Annotated in this window: 11 protein-coding genes; 9 read left to right on the plus strand and 2 right to left on the minus strand. The window is 46.3% G+C overall.

Features of this window, described 5'->3' with window-relative positions; all coding sequences use genetic code 11:
• Positions 1-156: 156 nt before the first annotated feature.
• A complete protein-coding gene (locus K0H61_RS09825) occupies positions 157-1,791 on the minus strand; it encodes an alpha-glucosidase family protein (RefSeq protein WP_220048983.1) in 1,635 nt (544 codons plus the stop codon).
• 489 nt (positions 1,792-2,280) lie between these two features.
• Between K0H61_RS09825 and K0H61_RS09830 the strand changes: the two genes are divergently transcribed.
• The 8 genes from K0H61_RS09830 to K0H61_RS09865 all read left to right on the plus strand — a co-directional run bounded on the left by K0H61_RS09830 (position 2,281) and on the right by K0H61_RS09865 (position 19,565).
• Positions 2,281-5,001: a TonB-dependent receptor gene (locus K0H61_RS09830; RefSeq protein ID WP_220048984.1), complete on the plus strand. Its 2,721-nt coding sequence runs from the start codon at positions 2,281-2,283 to the stop codon at positions 4,999-5,001.
• Positions 5,002-5,118: 117 nt separating this feature from the next.
• Complete coding sequence (locus tag K0H61_RS09835) at positions 5,119-6,606, plus strand: tryptophan halogenase family protein (protein WP_220048986.1); 1,488 nt, start codon at positions 5,119-5,121, stop codon at positions 6,604-6,606.
• Positions 6,607-6,737: 131 nt separating this feature from the next.
• Positions 6,738-8,816 (plus strand): glycoside hydrolase family 13 protein, encoded by a 2,079-nt coding sequence (locus K0H61_RS09840; protein WP_258405936.1) that lies wholly within the window; start codon positions 6,738-6,740, stop codon positions 8,814-8,816.
• Positions 8,817-8,931: 115 nt separating this feature from the next.
• Entirely contained in the window at positions 8,932-10,905 is a 1,974-nt protein-coding gene (locus tag K0H61_RS09845) for an alpha-amylase family protein (RefSeq protein WP_434086618.1), read from the plus strand.
• Between the two features lie 69 nt (positions 10,906-10,974).
• A complete protein-coding gene (gloA2, locus tag K0H61_RS09850) occupies positions 10,975-11,358 on the plus strand; it encodes an SMU1112c/YaeR family gloxylase I-like metalloprotein (protein WP_220052620.1) in 384 nt (127 codons plus the stop codon).
• Positions 11,359-11,741: 383 nt separating this feature from the next.
• Complete coding sequence (locus K0H61_RS09855; protein ID WP_220048988.1) at positions 11,742-13,823, plus strand: two-component system response regulator; 2,082 nt, start codon at positions 11,742-11,744, stop codon at positions 13,821-13,823.
• On the plus strand, positions 13,820-18,628 hold the full coding sequence (locus tag K0H61_RS09860; RefSeq protein WP_220048990.1) for a CHASE domain-containing protein: 4,809 nt from the start codon (positions 13,820-13,822) through the stop codon (positions 18,626-18,628). Before K0H61_RS09855 ends, K0H61_RS09860 begins: the two co-directional genes overlap by 4 nt.
• On the plus strand, positions 18,621-19,565 hold the full coding sequence (locus K0H61_RS09865; protein ID WP_220048992.1) for a GGDEF domain-containing response regulator: 945 nt from the start codon (positions 18,621-18,623) through the stop codon (positions 19,563-19,565). The genes K0H61_RS09860 and K0H61_RS09865 overlap by 8 nt, the downstream gene beginning before the upstream one ends.
• A 110-nt stretch (positions 19,566-19,675) precedes the next feature.
• Here K0H61_RS09865 and def read toward each other — a convergent pair whose 3' ends face one another.
• The gene (gene def / locus K0H61_RS09870; protein ID WP_220048994.1) at positions 19,676-20,167 is read right to left on the minus strand and encodes a peptide deformylase; all 492 of its coding nucleotides are present in this window, start codon (positions 20,165-20,167) and stop codon (positions 19,676-19,678) included.
• 213 nt (positions 20,168-20,380) lie between these two features.
• Here def and K0H61_RS09875 point away from each other — a divergent pair, with 213 nt between their 5' ends.
• The gene (locus K0H61_RS09875; RefSeq protein ID WP_220048996.1) at positions 20,381-20,803 is read left to right on the plus strand and encodes an MGMT family protein; all 423 of its coding nucleotides are present in this window, start codon (positions 20,381-20,383) and stop codon (positions 20,801-20,803) included.
• Positions 20,804-20,892 lie beyond the last annotated feature (89 nt).

Raw genomic sequence — 20,892 nt, forward strand, 5'->3', positions numbered from 1 at the left:
TGCAGGCGGTAAAAGGAGGTCTTACCGTCTGCTCGAAGTCATTAACAATTTTCTAAAATTCAACCTGCGCGATTATGCTGAAATCTATAGGATTTTAAATTCACACCCGATAGATCACCTAAATATTTCAATCGATTCAGAGGATCTGGTAAAGGGTTATTTCAACATCGCATAGTAACTGGCATGGGCAGATAGTTTTAAGGTTGTCCCCTCCAATGTCGCGGTCTTTAAACCATGGCCAGTCAGTTCACGGCCTATCGCAAGGCTCGATAAATCAAGCTCAGCGTCATCTTCCTTAAGGTTAAAGCACACTAAGACTTTTTCATCGCCTAAGCTACGCACAAAAGCCAGAAGTGGCTCAGGTGCATCGATAAATTGAATGTCACCAACAACCAATACTGGGTGCGTCTTACGCCAGTTTAAGAACTGACGATACCCATTAAGGCTGGAATGGGCGTCCGCCTCCTGCACATCCACTGCGGCCGCTAAGTGTGCGTTAGCAACGGGCAGCCAAGGCGCATTGTGGGTAAAGCCTGCAAAGGGGGCATCTTTTTCCCAAGGCATTGGAGTGCGGCACCCATCACGCCCTTTAAACATTGGCCAGAAGGTTTTGCCAAAGGGATCCTGCAATTCATGGAACTCAATTGGCGCTTCGGTCAAGCCTAACTCTTCACCTTGGTAGCTGCACACGCTGCCGCGCAGTGAACACAGCATAGCATTGAGCATTTTCACCATATCGGTGTTTTGTGTGCCCGAAGTGCTGGCTTTACCCCAACGGCTCGCCACACGCTGCGCATCGTGGTTACCAATCGCCCAACATGGCCAACCATCACCAATACTGGCTTCAAGTTCTTCAACGGTTTGACGGATATAAGCCGCGCTGTAGTCATTAGTCAACAGCTCGAAGCTGTAAGCCATGTGCAGGCGCCCTTCGCCCTTAGTGTAAGCCGCCATCACAGCCAATGAGTCCTCAGCGGAGACTTCGCCTAGGGTTACCGCACCAGGGTATTTGTTGATCAGTGCGCGCAAGTCTTCAATAAATTCGATGGTCTGCGGTCTGTCATTGTTGTAGTAGTGGTACTGGTAGGCGTAGGGGTTATCCTCGCTAAAGCCACGGCCCTGGCGTTTGTCCTTAGGTTTAGCAGGATTATCACGCAGCTGCTCATCGTGGTAACAGAAGGTGATCGCATCAAGGCGGAAACCATCAACGCCCTTCTTGAGCCAAAACTCGACGTTATCGAGCACGGCTTGACGGACTTCAGGATTATGGAAGTTCACATCTGGCTGACTACGCAGAAAGTTATGTAAGTAGTACTGTTGACGGCGAGGTTCCCACTCCCAAGCACAACCACCAAAAATCGCTAACCAGTTGTTAGGCGCTGTGCCGTCTTCCTTAGGATCGGCCCACACATACCAGTCGGCCTTAGGGTTAGTTCTGCTCTCGCGGCTCTCAATAAACCACGCATGTTGGTCAGACGTATGGCTAAGCACCTGATCGATAATGACCTTAATGCCACGTGCGTGGGCCTTTTCAATCAGCTCATCAAAGTCATTCATGGTACCAAAGAGGGGGTCCACTTCGCGGTAGTCACTGATATCGTATCCAAAGTCCGCCATGGGGGATTTAAAGAAAGGGGAAATCCAAATGGCGTCCACATTCAGGCTGGCAATGTAGTCTAACTTACTGATAATGCCGCGCAGATCGCCTACGCCATCACCATTGGTATCTAATAGGCTACGCGGATAAATTTGATAAATGACCGCGCCTCGCCACCAAGTTAAGTTACTCATTAATGCCCCTTTAATTCTTATTTATCAGCTAAATACCGCCTTTGTCACTTACTGTTACCCACGGTATCTATACCTCATTGTGGGGAGTGAAATGGCTGGTCAGAGTGTTATTGAGGATACGTGATGTGGGAAATAAGGTTCAATACGCCTGCATACGTATGCAGGATTCACAGTCAAAGTCATGCAAGGTTGTGTATAAAAATATCTTTTTATTAACAAGGTGTTGAATTAAAAAATGCGTCAATTTTCAACTACACTTTCAACGAAAAAGCCTTGGTTTACAGACCGCTTACGCCATTGAATACGTATGCACAATATTGTTAGCCCTTAAATTCAGAGAGTAGTATTTCACTGTTGCATAACAATTTGGTTAAAAACGCAGCACTTATGTAGTCATTTAAGCGCCGAGATACCATAAAAACCGCAAAAGCGGTGATAACGATAAAACGCTCTATAAAAGCGATACAAGCGACTTCAAGGGGATAATAGATGATGAGATTTAAACCCAGCCTGCTGACCTTAGCACTCGTTGCTGCAGGCGCTAGTTTACAATCCTACGCAGCCGATGATGCTAATCAGCAACCAGCGGCGCAAGATGACAATATCGAAGTTATTCAGGTAACAGGTATTCGTCGAAGCTTACAAGAATCACAATCGTTAAAAATGTCATCGTCTTCCGTTGTTGAAGCGATTTCAGCCGAAGACATCGGTAAATTACCCGATGTCAGTATTGCCGAATCCTTGGCACGTTTACCCGGTGTTTCTGCTCAACGTCTTGATGGTCGTGCTAACGTCATTTCAATCCGTGGTATGGGCCCAGATTTCACCACTGCAACACTCAATGGCCGTGAACAAGCTTCAGTTAACGACAACCGCAGTGTTGAATTCGACCAATACCCTTCAGAGTTATTAAACCGCGTTGTGGTTTACAAAACCCCTGATGCCTCTGTGATGGCACAAGCTATCGGCGGAACTGTCGATATGCAAACCATCAGCCCGCTGACCCATGGCGAACAAACCTTCGCTTTCGGTTTACGTGGTGAGAAAAACGATTTAGGGGCGCTTAACAGTGGCTCTGAAGACACGGGTTACCGTGGCAGTATCTCCTATATCGACCAATTTGCCGATGATACCCTAGGTATTGCAATCGGTTACGCACGCATGATGTCGCCTAACCAAGAAGAGCGTTGGCAAGCCTGGGGTTACCCAGAAAACGCCAATGGTGACAGTGTATTAGGTGGTGCTAAACCCTTCGTACGTTCAAGCGAATTAGAGCGTGATGGCGTGTTAGCCGTGGTTGAGTACGCGCCAAGCGATCGTTTCCATTCAACGCTTGATATGTACTACTCAAAATTCACCGACGATCAACGTCTACGTGGTATTGAAATTCCGAGTGCTTGGGGCACCAACGGTGGCGTTGAAGCCATCACTACCGTCGATGGCCTTGTGACCGAAGGCGTAATTCACGGCGCAGAAGTGGTTGTGCGAAATGATGTGAACAAACGTGATGCTGAATCCCTGTCTATTGGTTGGAACAACAAGTTCATGGTCAACGACAGCTGGACCATTGAAGCAGACATCGCCCTATCAAAAGCTGACAGAACCGACATCGGTATGGAAAGCTACTCAGGTACAGGCCGTGGAACTGGTGTGGGTGCAGTTGATGACTTAGGCTTTGTTTACAATGGTAACGGCGGTTACGTCTTTGACCACGCGTTAGATTATGCAGACCCGAGTGTCATTCAATTAGGCGATCCATTAGGTTGGGGAAGTCCACTGGGTGCAAGCACTCAGGACGGCTTTATCAACAAACCTGAAATTGAAGACGAACTGCAATCCTTCCGCCTAAGCGCTGAATACACTTTAGACTCTGGCATGGTGAGCAGCGTTGAGTTTGGTGTAAACCGTACCGACCGAGATAAGACTAAATTAGACAAAGGTTACTACCTGACCCTCAAAGGTTACGATGGCTCTGACAACTACACCATGTCCGTGCCTGACAAATACCTATTAGACCCAACCTCCCTCGCCTTCTTCGGCATGGGCGATGTATTAAGTTACGATTCATTAGCCTTCTACAACGATGGCAACTATATCGAAACTGACGTAGCCGATGTGGACTTAAGCCGTGCAACTAACTCATGGGCGGTTCAAGAAGAAGTGACTACAGGTTATGTGATGGCAAACCTTGAGTCAGAACTCTTTGGCATCCCATACACAGGTAACATTGGTCTTCAGGGTGTATACACCGACCAATCATCTGACGGTACCGTTGCGACCGTTGAAGATGGCATTGTTAACCTCACCCCACGTACTGCAGGTGATAGTTACTTCGAATTGCTACCAAGCATGAACTTAAGCTTTGAAGTAGCGGAAGACCAAGTGGTTCGTGTTGCTGCTGCCCGTACATTGACGCGTTCACGTATGGACAAAATGAACGCCAACCTGAACTACAGCTACACAGAAAACCCAAACGACGGTGTTAACTGGTCTGGTAGTGCGGGTAACCCAGAGCTACGTCCATGGTTAGCGCGTCAATTCGACCTAAGCTACGAAAACTACTTTAGCGATCAAGGTTATTTCTCAATTGCAGTGTTCTACAAAGATCTTGAAAACTATGTTTACGATCAACACGTAGATTTCGATTTCAGTACACTCTTCCCAGATGTAGCGGGCAATCCAATCGGAGATATCACCCAGCCACAAAACGGTGAAGGCGGTTACGTTCAAGGTATCGAAGCCTCTGTTAACGTCGATTTCGGAGTATTTGCCGATGTGTTAACCGGTTTTGGTACAGTGGTTAGCGGTTCTTACAACGACAGCGAAGTGAAAGAAACCCCAACGAGCGAACCCACGACACTACCGGGTCTGTCAGAGAAGACGCTGAACGCCACGGTTTACTACGAAAACTCAGGTTTCGAAGCCCGCGTGAGTTCACGTTACCGCAGTGACTTCCTAGGTGAAGTGACGAAAATCAGTCTGCAACGTGAAAACGTAAACATCAAAGCTGAAACCGTGGTGGACGCTCAGGTGAGCTACGACTTCAGCGAAAGCGGTATCGAGTCTCTGTATGGTCTATCGGTATTGTTCCAAGTGAACAACTTAACCAACGAGCCGTTCACTTCTTACACAGGCTCAGACCAACGTTTGGTGCGTGACTACCAAAACTACGGTCGTAACTTTATGTTAGGTGCGAACTACAAGTTCTAACCTATCAACTGATAAAAGCCTCTGTTAATCAGGGGCTTTTTCTTTTACGCGTATGACGAATTTCTATTTATCCCTTACATCAAGCACCTTAATATAAAAAATAAAAGGGCTAAGTAAATGAACCAAATCAAAGATATCGTTATCGTTGGCGGCGGCACATCTGGTTGGATGACTGCGGCCATGTTAATCAGGCTGTTCAAGCAGAACCTCAATATTACCCTGATTGAATCCGAAGCCCTTGGTACCATAGGCGTGGGCGAAGCCACCATCCCCCCGCTGCAATTATTTAATAATGTCCTTGGGATCGGCGAAAAAGACTTTGTTAACGCCACCCAAGCAACCTATAAACTCGGTATTCAATTCGAGGGTTGGAATCAACCCAATGATGCCTATATGCATGCCTTTGGTAATGTCGGCAAGGACATAGGTTTCACCCAGTTCCACCACTATTGGCTGAAAAGCCAACCTCAAGATGCCGCGGCATTTTGGGATTACTCGTTAAATTATCAGGCCGCCATTCACAATAAATTCCAGCCGCTGCAACAAATCCCGAACTCACCGATGGCGGGGATCACCCATGCCTATCATTTTGATGCCGCGCTTTATGCGCAAATGCTGCGCCGCTATAGCGAGCAAGCAGGCGTTAGACGGATTGAAGGCAAGATTGAAACCGTATCCACCTTAGACAATGGCCATATTGAGTCTGTCACCCTCACCTCAGGCGAAACCATTAAGGGGGATTTTTTTGTTGACTGCTCCGGCTTTGTGGCACTTCTTATCGAAAAAACCTTAAAGGTGGGTTATGAGAACTACAGCCATTGGCTTCCCTGTGATAGCGCTTATGCCGTCCCCTGTGAAAATGCAGGCGCACTTAAGCCCTATACCCGCGCCATCGTTCACAAGGCGGGTTGGCAGTGGCGAATTCCCCTGCAGCATCGCACGGGTAATGGCATCGTCTATAGCAGTCGTTATATGAGTGATGATGAGGCCAAGGCAACACTATTAAGTACCTTAGAGGGCAAGCCCTTGGCAGAACCCCGTAAGATCAGTTTCACGCCGGGTCGACGCCTCGAACAATGGCGCCATAACTGTGTCGCCATTGGACTTGCGAGTGGATTTTTAGAGCCGCTGGAATCCACCAGCATCCATTTAGTGCAAGCGGCGATTATCCGCCTCACGAAACTCTTTCCCCATCAAGGGATTGAGCAGGCCAATATCGATGAGTTTAATCGCCAGTCACAACTGGAATTCGAACAAATTCGCGACTTTATCATCCTGCATTATTGCTTAAATCAACGCAGCGCAGAGCACAACGACCTGTGGCAGCATTGCGCCGAAATGGATATTCCTGAAAGTCTCAAACAAAAAATAGCGCTGTTTAAGGCAACGGGTACAGTGTTTAGGCACAAGGATGAACTCTTTACGGAGGCGGCGTGGGTTCAAGTCATGCTGGGACAAGGACTCTTCCCTAATGATTTTAATCCACTTGCCAATGGTATTGATGATGCGGCGCTCACTGAGCTTTTATCGAATATGCGGCAAATTATTAATAATGCTGTCAATCAGTTACCTAGCCATCGGCAATATCTAGCGAGTCTACATTAATCATCGTTTTGACTGTACATCGCTTGGTGTAATCACCGCCTAACCTTTTAAGACGATTCGAGGGTAAGACGATAGGTCAGTCTCGACCTCAACAGATGGCCAACGACCTTCATCGGTCTGCGAGGAAATTTATGTCTGATATGTTTAAAAACACCACTAAGAACGTATTCAAAAACAATCCGCTCAGTTTGCTGTTCAATGTCGGCTTAGGTGTGGTGTTAGTTCTTGGATCCGCTGCAGTTAAAGCCGAATCGACTTCAGCTCATGCCAATTTAGAAATCAGCGCTCAACTACTTAGTCCAAAATCCGTGAGACTCGAACCTGCCTTTTGGTGGGCTGGGATGCATAATCCCAAGCTGCAATTAATGCTCCATGGCTTATCACTACCAAATAATCATCAACATCTTAAGGTCGAAGTGTCATCCTCTGATATCAAAGTGCTAGGCTCAGAAGATACCGACAATCCCCACTATTTATTTATCAATCTTGATTTATCGGCGGCTAAAGCGCAGCAATTTGAGATAACCGTCAGTGATGGTGATACGCTGCTCTATCGCATCCCCTACACGCTTGAAAAACGCGAAACCGGTAGCCGTGAACGCCAAGGCTTTAGTCGCAAAGATGCGATTTACCTCATCACCCCCGACCGCTTCGCCAACGGCAATAGTGCCAATGACAATCACCCCGATATGCTCGAGAAGGTCAACCGAGCCAATCCCGACGGTCGCCATGGGGGGGACATTGCCGGTATTGCTCAGCATCTTGACTATTTTGCCAAGCTCGGTGTCACGCAGCTTTGGATCAATCCCCTGCTTGAAAATAACCAGCAGGCTTATTCCTACCATGGTTATTCCATCACGGATCTGTACCGCATCGACCCACGATTTGGCAGCAATCAGGATTATCAAGCCCTTGCACAACAAGCTAAACAACAGGGTCTTGGGATCATTATGGACGTGGTCTTAAACCATATTGGTTCTAACCACTGGTGGCTGAAGGATTTGCCAAGTAAAGACTGGCTGAATATGCCAGATAACCAAACTACTAAACCAAATGAAGGGTTCATATACAGCAGCCATCGGCGCACGACAGTGCAGGACCCCTACGCAAGCACAGTGGACACTGAGGATTTCACCGACGGTTGGTTCGACAAAACCATGCCGGATTTAAATCAGCGCAATCCCAAGCTTGCAACCTATCTTATCCAAAACAGTATCTGGTGGGTGGAATACGCTGGGCTCACAGGTATTCGTGAAGACACCTATTCCTATTCCGATAAAGCCTTTTTAACCCAGTGGTCTAAGGCGCTAATGGATGAATACCCTAACTTTAATATTGTGGGTGAGGAATGGAGCAATAACCCCATTACCGTATCTTACTGGCAAAAGGGCAAAATTAACGCTGACGGCTATCAGACGAGTCTGCCTAGTCTGATGGATTTTCCAGTCTACGAGAAACTCATCGAGAGCCTAAATGCAGCGGAGGATTGGGGCACAGGTCTTGTACAACTCTATGAAGTACTGACTAACGATGTGGTATATCCTAATTCAGCTAACTTAGTGTTATTCGAAGGAAACCACGATACCAATCGTCTATACAGCCTCGTGAAAGAGGACTTTGCCCTCTATCAAATGGCATTAACCTATGTGTTTACCGCCAAACGGATCCCACAAATTTTCTATGGCACAGAAGTCTTAATGACAAGCCCGACCAAAGATCGCCACGATGGTGTCGTACGCAGCGATTTCCCCGGCGGTTTTGCAAGCGGTTCTTCGCAAAACGTGGCCAATGCCTTCACGGGTCTTGGCCTTTCGGATAAGCAACAACAGGCACAAGCCTTTGTGACTAAACTGCTGAACTATCGTAAGCAGTCTAATGTGCTGCAAGAGGGAGATTTACTGCATTTTGTGCCCAAAGATGGTGTCTATGTGCAATTTAGATGCTTAACGCAAGGCGCTAAAACTCAGTCTGCCTGCCACGATCCTTTAGCCGAAAAAGTCATGGTGATTTATAACAAAAATGGCAAAGAGAGCAGTCTCGAACTGAGCCGCTTTGCTGAAGTGCTAAGCGGCCATACCGCCGCCACGGATGCACTAACAGATGCTGCTATTTCACTCAATAAACCATTGGTGCTTTCAACCAAGGGGGTCAGCATCGTTGAGATCAAAGCGGCGGCGATGACGCCCCCTGCAACTGACAAGCATAAATAACGACATGATCCCCATGACCATCAATCAAGCTTCCATTAACTCAAAGGATTTTTCATTGTCTCCTTTATCTCCGTTATTTCAAAAACAGCGTACGCTTTTACGCCCATTTGCTCTGATGGCTTTTGCCTGCTTGACTCAATTGAGTTTCGCCCCTTTAAGCCATGGGGCAAGCGAACAGCCGCAAATGCCAACGCATCAGAACGAACGCATCCAAGATCAGCAAGCGCCCAAGATAAAACCTGTGGTTTACCAAATTTTTACTCGCCTCTATGGCAATAAAATCACCACCAACAAACCCTGGGGCACTATTGGCGATAATGGCGTTGGTAAATTTAATGACATTGATGAAACCGCCCTTTTAAGCATCAAAAATCTTGGGGTGACACATATTTGGTTTACGGGTGTCCCCCATCACGATCTGATTGGCGATTACAGCAGTATTGGCGTGAGTTCTGATGACCCAGATGTCGTCAAAGGGCGTGCAGGTTCACCCTATGCCGTAAAAGACTATTACAATGTTAATCCTGATTTAGCCGTCAATCCCGCTAATCGCCTACAGGAGTTTGAAGCACTGATCGCAAGGTGCCATGCGCTAGGCCTTAAAGTGATTATCGATATCGTGCCAAACCATGTGGCGCGTAATTATCACTCCATTAGTAAACCTGAGGGCGTGCGTGATTTTGGCGAAGATGACAATCAACAGCTTGAATATGCTAAGCATAATAACTTTTACTATGTCATAGAGAACAACCAAGCTAAAGCCTTTGAAGTACCTGATTTTACGAAGGGGCTGCAGCCGCTTAATGGTGAACCACACCCCTTAAGTGATGGCAAATTTGCTGAGACCCCAGCCAAATGGACGGGTAATGGTTCACGCCTTGCCAAACCCGATGTCAACGACTGGTACGAGACAGTAAAAATCAACTACGGAGTTCGCCCAGACGGCAGCCATGATTTCCCTTCCCTGCCCAAGGACATGGCCACAAGCAATGTCAGCGCCCATTACCGCTACTGGCAACAACATGTCGATCAACTGCCAAACTCCTGGGTGAAATTCAATCACATCGCCCAATACTGGCTCGCCAAGGGGGTTGATGGTTTCCGTTACGATATGGCCGAAATGGTGCCCGTCGAATTTTGGAGCTATTTAAATAGCCATATTAAGCACACAAACCCCAATGCCTTTATTCTGGCTGAGGTCTATAACCCCAGCCTGTACCGCGATTATATCCAGCTAGGGAAAATGGATTATCTCTATGATAAGGTTGATCTATACGACACTCTTAAGGCAATCATGGCGGGGCAAAAAAGTACCGCACAGATTGAGGCTGATCGCCTTAAAGTGCAGGACATTGAATCTCACTTGCTGCACTTTTTAGAAAACCACGACGAGCAACGTATTGGCAATGCCGCATTTTTAGGCAGTTTCACGGGCAACACTAACAAAGACGCGGTTGATGCCCGCTACGCGCTACCCGCTATGGTGGTGTCCGCTACCCTTGGCACCTCACCGACACTGATCTATTTCGGTCAAGAAGTTGGTGAAGCGGCTTTTCAGGATCTTGGTTTTGGAAAAGCCACGCGCACCAGTATTTTTGACTATGCGGGTGTACCCGCCCACCAGCGCTGGATGAATAACGGTAAGTTCGATGGTGGTCAGGCGACTGAGGCAGAAAAATCCCTGCGGGCCTACTATCAAAAATTACTGCATTTGAGTAAAACGGAGCCAGCCTTTCTTGGTGAGTATATTAGTCTTGACAGCATTAATCGCAGCTTGGCGCACACTGGCTACGATAACAGCACCTTCGCCTTTGCTCGCAGTCAAAGTGTAACCAGCGATAGCGCCGAAAAGGGCCAAAAGCTCATTATTGTCAGTAACTTCAGCGCAAAAGAGCCGAAAAAACTCACCTTAACTCTACCCAACGCCTTAATAGCAAAGTGGCAGCTTAGTGATGGCGATTATCGACTTGAGGATTTACTTGAATCCCACCAAGGCAAATTAACTGTGACTGCTGGTCAAGGGCAAATTACGCTTACACTTGAACCACTTGCATCCGCAGTGCTGTCAATCACCGCTTCAGCACACTAATATAACCAACAGCATCTCAACATGCGTCACCCACCTTGGGTGACGCCAACCTGTTATCTAGAGGACCCCATGCTACTCGGTATACACCACGCAGCAATTATCTGCAGCGACTATCAAAAATCAAAACACTTCTATGTTGAGGTGCTAGGCCTTAAGGTGCTGGCTGAGCATTTTCGTGAGGTACGTAACTCCTATAAACTTGACCTGTTATTACCGGACAACTGCCAAATTGAACTGTTCTCCTTCAATGCCCCGCCGCCACGTCCAAGTTATCCCGAAGCCTGTGGCCTAAGGCACCTCGCCTTTCGGGTGGAATCGATTAACGTTATCATCGACCATCTTCACGCCCATCAAATTGAGGTCGAGCCCGTACGTACCGATGAGTACACTGGAAAGCTATTCACTTTTTTTAGCGATCCAGATGGACTGCCTATCGAGCTTTATCAATGCTAATGAATTAAGGCTAAGAAAAACCGACCAATTGATTACATGCTGTTTCAGTCCCAACGCTTTTAACATCCAAGCATCCATGTTTACGCCTTCCGTAAAAATACCTAGGGTGACGCTTTACTCTATGTTCACCCTCACCACTTTCAACGTTGAAAAATTCCGTACGACGTATCAGATTTTCAACTAACCACTTGAAATAGAGTCCCTAGATTGATGTTTCTTTACAAAGATCTTCTACACTCTATTTACAAAACCATTGCATGTGGGACTTCACTTGCCCCCAATCTGGCAAAATTGAAACATACAATGCGGGCTTTTTCGCGTAATGACAGTACTTGATAACTAATACAACTCACACCACATCTTAAATGATGTCAGGAGAAAGGATGTTTTCAGTCAGCGGATCGACACCACGCATTCTCTTAATTGATGATGATGCGGTCCAAATAACATTACTTAACCAAGTGCTGAAAGCGATTGGTCAGGTGTATTTTGAGCAAAATAGCCATGATGCCCTTGCCCAAGCCATCAATATTAAACCCGATATCATCCTGCTCGATATCCAAATGCCAGGGCTTAACGGTTATCAAGTGTTAGCCCAAATTAAGGCCACCCCTGCAATTCAAAATACCCCAGTGATCTTTATTACCTCGCAGGACTCAATAGAAGATCAGCTCCGTTGTCTCAATGACGGTGCGGTGGACTTTATTGCCAAACCCCTGCATCCGGCAATTGTGGCCGCGAGGGTGCAAACACAGTTGATGATCCGCAACCAAGCAAGGCAATTGGTCGATCTCTACCGCCATGCCCAGGTGACATTAGATTCCATCGGCGATGCAGTGATCACAACCGATAAACATTGCGCTATCACCTATATGAATCCCGCCGCCGAATTACTCATTGGGATGACATCAAGCGATGCAAAAGGCAAAGCGATCGAGGAGGTCATGCCCCTTCGAATCGGCGATGACGGGCCTATCCACATTAACCCTGTCCGAATCGCGATGGATGAGCAACGTGTGGTGGGCATGGCTCTGAACTGCAAGTTACATAATCAAGCAGGACATTGGATTCCCGTCGAAGACAGTGCCGCCCCACTGATTTCAGAGTCGGGTGAAGTGATTGGTGGCGTGATTGTGTTTGACGATATCAACGAGTCCCGCGCTATGGCGCTTAAGATGTCCCATACCTTGCAACACGACCAACTGACGAATTTGCCCAATCGCTTTTTACTGATGGAGCATCTGAGTGCTGAGATGCAAAAAACCGAGCACAATCAAAATAAACTCGGACTCATACTGTTAAATATTAATCGATTCAAACTGATTAATGAGGATTTTGGCTTTGACTTCGGCGATGAACTCCTCAAGAAAATCGCCTCTCGTATCAAAGGTCTTTTACATAATGGCGAAATCGTCAGCCGACATAATGCCGATGAATTTATGATTTTAGTCCCTGACATTAACCACCCCAGCGACTTAGCCAATTTTGCCTTAGCCCTTAAAGAAAACATCGCTCAATTTGCCAAACTCCATCCCGAAATTAACAATTTTTCCATCAGTATGGGATTAAGTATTTTTCCCGAGGACGCAACCAACGCCCAAACCTTAATGCTTCATGCCGATGCGGCGCTAAACCGTGCTAAGCGTGATGCCAGACATGACGGTGTTTGCTTCTATTCCGATGAGATGGAGTCCTACAATATTTCGCGCCGCGCCCGTTATATCCAGCTTAAAAATGCCATTACCCACAGGCAAGTCATCGCCCTTTATCAACCCATGGTGAATGCGACCACGGGTAAAGTCGAAGCCGTAGAGGCCTTGATGCGAATTAAAGACAACGATAACAATTTAGTGCCGCCAAATGAGTTTATCTCGATAGCCGAAGAAACACGGCTCATCATTCCCCTTGGCGAGCAAATGATCCATATTGCCTTGGCGCAATTGAGGGATTGGCATGAGAAGGGATTTAACCTGCGCATGTGCCTCAACATCTCCCCTATCCAATTTCTCGATCCTCATTTTGTCCCCTTCTTCCTCAGTGCTATTGAGCGCCATAGAGTCAAACCTGATCTGATTGAACTTGAAGTGACCGAGAGTTTAATGCTGCAAAATCTGCAACAGGTCACCTGTGATATGGTGCAATGTCGCAATCTGGGCATTTCAATCTCCATAGATGACTTTGGCACTGGTTATTCTTGTCTTAGCTATTTAAAGGACTTACCCGTAGATGTCCTTAAAATTGATAGAACATTTGTGAAAGCGCTTTGGGATCAAAATGCGGATCACGCATTAGTGCACACCATTGCCCAGCTTGCAAAGGGTATGGGGCTCAAGTCCGTTGCAGAAGGAGTTGAAAGTGCATATCAAGTCAAAAGATTAAATGAAATGGGGGTCACACTATTACAGGGGTATTACTTTTCAAGGCCCATCCCCGCCGATGCAATTAAAGCGGAATACCCACTATGATCAATCGGATATTTAATCGCATTAATACCATTGTATGGTGGGCCCCCCTCCTGATTGGTTTATTTCTAACAACCTGCTTTGCTAGCCTGCTTCACTATCAAAATCAAATCGATAACGCTGCCCATGTTAGAAGCCTTGCCAATGAGGCAGAGCAAATGATTATCCAACGGTTTGAACTGTTTCAATACGGTTTGCGGGGCGCTCGGGGGGCCGTGATTGCGGCTGGGGTAAATCAAATCACCCGCGGACAATTTGAAGATTATATGGATAGCCGTGACATTGATTCCGAATTTTCTGGCGCATTAGGTTTTGGCTTTATTCGCAGAGTCCCAATGGCCGAGGAAGCCGCGTTTGTTGAAGCCGCCAGATTGGACGGCGCGCCAAACTTTAAGATTAAAACCCTCAATCCCCATGATGGTGACCGCTTTGTTATTCAATATATTTACCCTATTGCCCGCAATCAGCAGGCAGTGGGTCTAGATATTGGCTCCGAATCCAATCGCCGCAATGCTGCGCTTAATTCAGCAAGGGAAAATAAAGCCCGTATAACAGCACCAATTACTTTGGTTCAGGCAAATAAAAAAGCACGCCGTGGTGTACTGATAATGCTACCTATTTATGCGAGCAATGTGCCGCTGGATACGCCTGAGCAGAGAGAAGCGCAAGTTAAAGGCTGGTCCTATGCGCCTCTGGTTGTGGATGATGTGTTAGCCGATCTCAATAATGTCATGGGCCAAGCGCAAATCGTCTTAGTGAGTAAGCTTGATAACGACACTTTCTTTAGTACCGAGCGCCTAACAAACACTGCCTATTTTCCGACTGAGCAGGTTTCTCGCGATATACGGGTATTCGGTCAGCAATGGACCCTCATCTTAGTCCCTAATTCCTTAGCCTTTGAACACCAACGCTGGAACATTCCTTGGATTGTGACCCTTGGCCTCACACTGACCTTTGTGTGTATCTTTGTCCTTAACTTAATCACAACACGGGCCGTTAAAAACGTTGATGAATCTCAGGAAATCCCCCGAGGCGTTAAAAGCATGGGGCTATTTTTAAGGAGCGATACCGTTAAACGCTCCTGGCCCTCTGCACTTTGCATTCTCATACTGATTTTTTGTTCTACTTCTTGGCTAATTCTGGATAAGGAGCAACAAACCGTCTCAATTAAACTTCGTAATAGCGCCAAAGCCGCCATCAGCGCAATTGAAGATACTGCCAAAAAATACTCTGAAGATGCCATCTTCCTCGCTAATACGCCGCCGATTCAAGAGTTAAGGGATTTTCAACATCAATCATTATCCAGCATTAGTGCTGCGGATAAGAGCTGGCGTGATAGCCTCGCCGATATTTTTAAAGCCTATATGCTAACAACACCGGATATCTTTCAAGTCAGGTTGATTACGGCAGAGTCAGGGTGGCATGAACAGGTAAAAATCCAACGCGAAGGTGATGAATTAGTCCGATACGAAGATAAATCGCTACAGAACAAGAGTCATGAGCCTTACATCAAAGATACCCTCCGTTTTGCTGCGGGGGGGGTATATATGTCCAATATCAATCTCAACCGAGAGCATGGCAGCATCGAATACCCTGAACGTCCTGTGTGGCGTTTCTCAACCCCTATTTTCTATGATGATGGAGAACCACTTGGCATCATCATTATCAATATCAGTGCATTGCCCTTTATCAAAGGGATAATCAACGACAATTCAGCTGCAGTAACAACTTATCTAACTAATGCAGATGATGAATTTATTTATCATCCGGATCCCTCAAAAATGTTTGTATTTGAACAGGGTAAGTCCTATCGCTGGCAGGATGAGTTTCAACCGGTTAGTTCAATCAATATTGATGTGGATAACAGTCATAGTTTTACGAGTCACCAAGGTAGAATTTGGGAACAAAGTCAGCAGTTTAATATGGAGAGCGCGACTAATCCTCGCGTTATCAATCTCCACAGTACCGTATCTCAGCTCCCAACACTTATCAGTGTTGGGAGTAAAATTTTGTTACTTGGACTCCTCTTATTCATTCTGGCATTCATCAGCAGTGCCGTGCAGTACTGGTTATGGCTCACCACCCTTGTCGCAGAAAAAGACAAATGGAATGCACAGCTACGCCATCAGCAGGAAAAGGAAACACTACGCTTTAAGGGCTTGATTGAATCGTCACCCGAAGCCACCCTGATTGTGGATCAGTACGGCTTAATCAAAATGGTCAATACTGAAGCTGAAAAAATGTTCGGTTATACCCGCGAGCAACTTGAAAATTACAGCATCGAAAGGCTGATCCCCTCAGAACTTAGGCATCACCACGCCACCCATATTAAGAATTACACAGCAAATCCAAAAACTCGCCGGATGGGGGCAACCAAGGATTTATTTGCCATCAATGCCGAGGGTACTGAATTTCCTGTTGAAATCAGCCTTAGCGCCGTGTCGATGGAAAACGAAATGCTAGTGTCAGTGTCGGTGCGTAACATTACCGAACGACTTGATATTGAACGTAAATTACGTACAGCACTTGAAGATGCTGAACAAGCCACCCAGGCAAAAAGTGCATTTTTAGCCAATACCAGCCATGAGATCCGCACTCCATTGAATGCGATTATCGGGTTAACCCACCTGTTATCCAATGAAAATCTGACCGAAGCACAGCGTCGAATAGTTGAAAAAATTAGCCTTTCTGGTAAATCTTTGCTCGGAATTGTCAACGATGTGCTGGATTTATCTAAAATCGAAGCCAACGAAATGATGCTAGAGCCGCTGCCCCTCGAGTTAAAGGACTTTTTGGATGAGATTGGCAGTATATTTAGCATTCAAGCGGAAACCAAAAACCTCCATTTTGCGCTGCATCTTAGTCAAGATTTACCTCTGAGAGTCAATGCCGATGCCATTCGACTGAGGCAAATCTTGGTCAACTTACTGAGTAATGCCCTTAAATTTACCTCCCTAGGGGAAATCACGCTCAGTGCTGAAGTCGTCGCAGACCTTGATGACAAAGAAAGTCAGGAGACCACCACGCGGATCCGTTTTACAGTAACAGATACAGGAATTGGCATAACAGCCAGTGCACAGGAGCGATTATTTAACCCCTTTTCTCAGGCGGATATCAGCACGACACGCCGATTTGGTGGCACGGGTCTTGGACTGTCTATTGTACAAAAATTGGTTTTTTTGATGCAAGGCACCCTCGGTGTGGATAGTACCGATGGCAAAGGCAGTCAATTTTGGGTTGAACTGCCCTTCGACACTAATCATTTAGAGGAGACCTCTCTTCCAGAACATACGCATCAATCGCTGTATGTCATGATTGCTGAAGATAATTCGCAGGATGCTCAGGTATTACAATCATTAACCCGCTCGCTTGGCTGGCGTGCAGATATCGTGCCTGATGGTAAAGCCCTATTAGAGCTATTTACCAGCCGGCTAAATCAAAATCTGCGCTTGCCCGATGCCTTATTAGTCGATTGGCAAATGCCTAACCTTGATGGCATAAAAGCCCTAAAAGCGTTAATTCAAACCGTCGGCCGAGAAAACCTGCCCGCTGTACTGATGGTATCCGCCCATGATCGTAACCAGATTGCAATCGAAGATACCCAGCACTTAATTGGTAGTATTCTCCAAAAACCCGTCAATCCCTCAACATTATTCAATGCCGTGAATGAGGTTGTGAGCCAACATACCGGCCTTAACGAAAAGGTATTACATGCCACAGCCACCGATGCCATTAAAGCCAAATGGTTGCCCGACGTAAGAGTGTTAGTTGTAGACGACAGCGAAACCAATTTAGAGGTCGCCGCATACATTCTTAACCAAACGGGGGCCATCGCCGCCACAGCGAGCAGTGGTAAACAGGCCATTCAAAAAATGGAGATGGCTGACAGGCCATATGACGCGGTGTTAATGGATGTACAAATGCCAGAAATGGATGGCTTAGAGGCAACTCGGTATATCCGCGAAACCCTAGGGCACACCAAGCTGCCCATCATTGCATTGACGGCAGGCGCCTTAGTTGAAGAACGACGTCGAGCACTGACAGCAGGGATGGATGACTTTTTAACCAAACCCATAAGTCCTTCACGTTTAATCAGTGTACTACGGTCACAAATTGCTAGGAGTCGAGGCCACGAGCTCGCCATCGAAGAACTTAAACCCACCGCCAATGATGAAAGTGAATGGCCGAGCATAGAAGGCCTTAACAGTGAACGAGCACAGGAATTATTGCTCGGTAATAAGGAATTGTTCTACACCACACTAAGGCACTTGCTTGAAGAGAACAGCAATCTCACGGCGGAACTGATTGAAGATATAGATGAACCCGACAATCAAGCATTACGCCTCTCCCTCGCAGCCCAAGTGCATAAAATGCGCAGCGCAGCAGGGATGATAGGCTCTGAAATTATCCATACTTTAGCCACCGACGCCGAGCGGCAATTACGCGAGGATAACAGCCAATCCTATGGAACATTGAGCAAATTAATTTCTGCACTCAGTCAGTTAACTAGTGCTAGCAAAGACAGTCTTCAAGAATGGGATCAATCAATTAAACAAACGTTGACTGAAAATGCCAGCCAATTGAGTGAACAAATTTCACAAGAAACCCTTAACCATCTTTTGCAATTACTGTCGGATCAGGATCTGAGTGTATTGGATCTCGTCGAGCAACATCGAGAAAGTTTATTGGTGACACTGGGCGCCAATCATTTTGAAGAATTGCTAGACTCTCTTAGACGGCTAAACTTTAAACAGGCTAAGACAATCCTTGAAGCCCCGATAAAGCGTACAGGAACAGTAAATGAATAACCCCGTTGAAGAAGCGCTCCCCGATATTTTGATCATCGACGACGACAGTACCGTGGTTATCACCTTGCACAAGGTATTGTGTCATATCGGTCGCATTCGCTTTGCCAGTGACGCCACTCAAGCCTTTGAAATGATAAACGAGGCTAAACCTAATCTCATCCTGCTCGATGTCGAACTACCTGATATGAATGGCCTTGAGGTATGCACTAAACTCAAGTCGAATCACGAGACCAAAGGGATCCCTGTGTTATTTATCACTAGCAATATCGAGACGGGTTTTGAGGAGAAAGTCTTCGATGCTGGCGCGTCTGACTATATCGTTAAGCCGCTCAAACCAAGAGTGGTGGCAGCAAGGGTACAAACCCACCTCGCCTATCACAGGGCGATGGAGCAACTTAACAAATTAGCCCATACCGATAGTCTGTCGAACCTCGCCAACCGTCTCACCTTTGATGAACAACTAGATTTAGAATTTCGCCGAGCTAAGCGTCAACATGAGCCCTTAACCTTAGTCCTTATCGATATAGATGAATTTAAGAAATACAATGACCATTTTGGCCATCTTGCTGGCGATGAATGTATCCGCAACATAGGCCACATTTTAAGTAGCATAACCAAACGCCCCGCCGACTTAGCGGCGCGCTATGGCGGTGAAGAGTTTGCGCTGATATTGCCAAATACCCAAGCACCTGGCGTTAAAGTCATTCTGAAGGAACTGATTAATCGGGTTGAGCAGTCGAGTATTCACCATGCCCCTAATGCAATGCACAGCGTGGTGACTATCTCCGCGGGTTATACTACTCTGGCCGCCGAAGAGTGCGAACAAAACCTCACCGCAACAGATCTATTGCAGGCTGCAGATAAAGCGCTGTATATCTCTAAACACAATGGCCGCAACCGATGCACCTTTGAATCACTTTCCCAAGCATACCATTAGGGAGGCACTTAATGGTCAATGTAAAGCAATAAAAAAGCCGCTTAAAATGCGGCTTTTTTATTTGCGTCCGTTTTAACGCTTTAAGTCAAACTGAACAGACTAGCAACGGATTAAGCGTACTTACGCACTTTTTTAAGGGCGATTTGTTGCTTTAGTGCAGATAAATGCTCGATAAACACTTTACCGTGCAAATGATCGATTTCGTGTTGCAGTACGATTGCTAAAAAGTCATCAGTTTCAATTTCTAGTGGCTGTCCTTTACGGTCAAGTGCCGTGACTTTGACTTTTTCGAAGCGAGTCACTTTAGCACGATAGCCAGGAATCGAAAGACAGCCTTCCTCGCCAACATACTCGCCAGATTTTTCAACAATTTCAGGATTAATCAGCACCATAGGCTCTGAGCGATCTTCGGATAAGTCAATCACGATAACTGCATCTGTGCTACCCACTTGGGTTGAAGCTAAACCAATACCATCATCGGTGTGATACATTGTTTCGATGAGATCATCAATAAAACCTTGAATCGCTTCAATATCCTTTACAGGTTGAGCCTTACGCTTTAAACGCTCGTCCGGAATAGTCAGAATAGGAAGTACAGCCATGCCTGTTCGTCTCTCAATGGGTCAAAAATGAGGCGTCATTATGAACTATTCCAGTATTTTCTCAATATGAAAGAGTAATTAGTTTAATAAAAATCAACGCAATCGTTTTTATAGATTTATGTACCAGTAATGAAAGACCTTCTCGCCGTTTGAGCTTTGACGTAGACTGGCGGCATAAGCTTATCAGTCACATCACAAGAGACAGTCGGTACTATGGGGTACTCAAAGGAACATTCACCGATAGCAGCCTTATTAGCGCAGGATGAACGCATCACAAACCAAGCCAAATCCACAGCACAAGTCCACCCTATGGCCAGAATATGGCAAGTCATCGCGATGATCCCGAAAGGAAAAGTCACAAGCTACGGCAAGGTTGCCGACTTTGCCGGACTCCCCGGTAGGGCGCGATACGTCTCTAAGGCGCTGAAAGCGGCGCCCGAACATCTCGCCCTACCTTGGTTTAGGGTACTTAATAGCCAAGGGAAAATTTCCTTTGAAAAAAATTCAGCCTACTTTCAGGAACAATTGGAATTATTACGTATTGACGGTATTGCGGTGAACTGTGGCAAAGTAGATTTGTCTGAATATGAGTGGCAACCGGATTTAGCAACTTTAGTACTGTCTTTGTCATTTTAGTTTAATGTCTTGATCTATAGACTGTTTACATGGAATATCAGCTAGGCTATAAACTAAGAGATGCGCCGGTTTGGTGACGTTTTGAAGTA

The organism is Shewanella acanthi, assembly GCF_019457475.1.
GTDB lineage: Bacteria > Pseudomonadota > Gammaproteobacteria > Enterobacterales > Shewanellaceae > Shewanella > Shewanella acanthi.